A 2,062-nucleotide genomic window follows, 5' to 3' on the forward strand; every position below is an offset into this window, starting at 1 on the left:
CTTAGATTCTCTGCCAAAAAATGCTTCCTCTCTCAAGTTTCGCAAGAAAAATGCTCATATCATGTCCTTATGCCTGACCTTTCATGTCAATCTAGTACAACATTCTACAAATTCATTCCTGTACGATTCTTCCAAATATAGCAGGGGGTATCAATCTTCTTCCCCGCAATAACCGCAAACCCCCATCCTGGGAGAATTGACTACGGATAGCATCATATCCTCACCACATTCATGCTCTTCGCCACATTCATCACAATAAAATGCATAGTCTTCATAAATACAGCAACTGCATAATTGTGTTGCGGGTCTCCCACACTCCACACAAGCAAAAGCAGGGGGAAGGTTTCGTGCCATTAGTACTACTTTTTCTTTTCTCTTTGCTCCTGTTCTTTTTGATAGTACCTTTAGTTTCAATACCGTAGTTGAGCCGAAATCATATTCATGTATAAATTCAAGTCCTTCATACAAAACATCCTTCAACTTCACTTTCATGCTCTTGATGCTTCCAAACATAGCATCTGGATCAGGGTCGGAATCGTAAACCTCGCCGTCGATTTTAAACATGCTTAAGTGTCCACAGCACTCCAGCCACTTGTCTCTTAGGAACTGGTCCAAGTCCTTTAAAGAAGCATTAGCTGATACATCCAAATACATGCAATATTCCTTCTGATAGTAGCCCTGAACCTGGATCCAGTAGTATACCTCTTCTCCAGGCTGATTTTTTTCTTCTCTAATCTTACACTTCTCTAAATGTCTCTTGATGGCAACCTTTCCGAAAACTTCACCACAATAATTACACTTAATACCTTCGTTTGTCTTCTTCATCTTTTATTCCTTCCTTCAACTGCCCTATTGTGATTTGCTCTGCATGGGATACCTTTTAAATTTCCACTTAAAAGGATGTCCTTCTTTTTCGTTCCATATCCGGATAAACATCATGACGGCTTCTCTCAATTCCTCTTTGCTACGAAAGCTTGACAGCCTCAGGCATCTTCTATTCAATATCGAGAAAAATACCTCAATCTGATTTACCCAGGAGGCATGTTTGGGCGTACATCCTTGTGGATATTGAGGTTATCCCATATAACATGTATCTTCTTTTCCTCGCAATACGCTCTGGCTACTTCCTCCATAAAAGCCAACAGATCTTCCGCTGTCCGGGTATCGTTACATTGTGCAAGAACTTTACCGGTTTTGATATCAAATGCAGCTATTAAAGCCTGTGTGCCGTGCCGTACATACTCATATTCGTATCTTCCTGTATGCTCGGGTTTGGGCATTACGGTCTCCACGATTCTTTCTGTTGCCTGCATTCCCGTTTTTTCATCTATACAAAGCACTACAGCATCTTTAGGTGGATTCACATACAAAGATACAATGTTGTTGACCTTTTCTTTGAATTTTGGATCCTTACTATGAAGCCACATCCTGAATTTATGAGGCTTTAATTCATTCATATTGAGTGTTCGCGCAACACTCGAACGGCTCATTTCAATGTTTTTTATGCTTTTATTGACCGCATCTGTAAGTATATCCAAATTCCACTGGTTATGCGTGTGGTATCCATAGTTTTTTGGTTTATCACATGCAATTGCGATAACCTCACATCTTTGAACAATTGAAAACTTTCCAGGAGCAGCGCTGCGTGGTAAATCCTTTAGTGCATCAAAGCCTCCGACAGTATATCTGTCCCGCCATTTACGAACAGTTTTGATATCAACACCTAACTCTTTTGCCACCTCTTTCTCACTTTGACCGCCCGCCAGCATCAGGATGATTGATGACCGTAAAACCAGCCTTTGTTCTGATTTTTGACCGTTTACAACCTTTATCAGTTGCTCCTTTTCTTCTTCTGTTAATCTGATTGTTTTCTTTATCTTTGGCATGCCACTATTTTAGCAACATTTTATCAAATTTGCCTTGGTATTTCTAGGTTTTTGTTCACTTTTATGTCATTATTATACTTTCCCTTTTAGGGAAGGAATTTGTAAGACAATGTACTAGGCCTTTCCCTTCGGAAAACGGCACAAGCACTTGAAGACCTTTACAACATCAAAATCTC

2 protein-coding genes are annotated in these 2,062 nt (G+C 40.0%); both read right to left on the reverse strand.

Annotated elements, in window-relative coordinates:
- Positions 1 to 150: 150 nt before the first annotated feature.
- The gene (locus BUB56_RS19120) at positions 151 to 825 is read right to left on the reverse strand and encodes an IS1096 element passenger TnpR family protein (protein ID WP_110942829.1); all 675 of its coding nucleotides are present in this window, start codon (positions 823 to 825) and stop codon (positions 151 to 153) included.
- Positions 826 to 1,028: 203 nt separating this feature from the next.
- On the reverse strand, positions 1,029 to 1,886 hold the full coding sequence (locus tag BUB56_RS19130; RefSeq protein WP_110942831.1) for an IS630 family transposase: 858 nt from the start codon (positions 1,884 to 1,886) through the stop codon (positions 1,029 to 1,031).
- Between the last annotated feature and the right edge of the window lie 176 nt (positions 1,887 to 2,062).

Origin of the sequence: Geosporobacter subterraneus DSM 17957, assembly GCF_900142145.1 — a bacterium.
Taxonomy (GTDB): domain Bacteria; phylum Bacillota; class Clostridia; order Peptostreptococcales; family Thermotaleaceae; genus Geosporobacter; species Geosporobacter subterraneus.

Coding starts and splice junctions, on each gene's coding strand:
- BUB56_RS19130 (WP_110942831.1), bottom strand. CDS start 1,886: ATGCCAAAGATAAAGAAAACAATCAGATTAACAGAAGAAGAAAAGGAG.
- BUB56_RS19120 (WP_110942829.1), bottom strand. CDS start 825: ATGAAGAAGACAAACGAAGGTATTAAGTGTAATTATTGTGGTGAAGTT.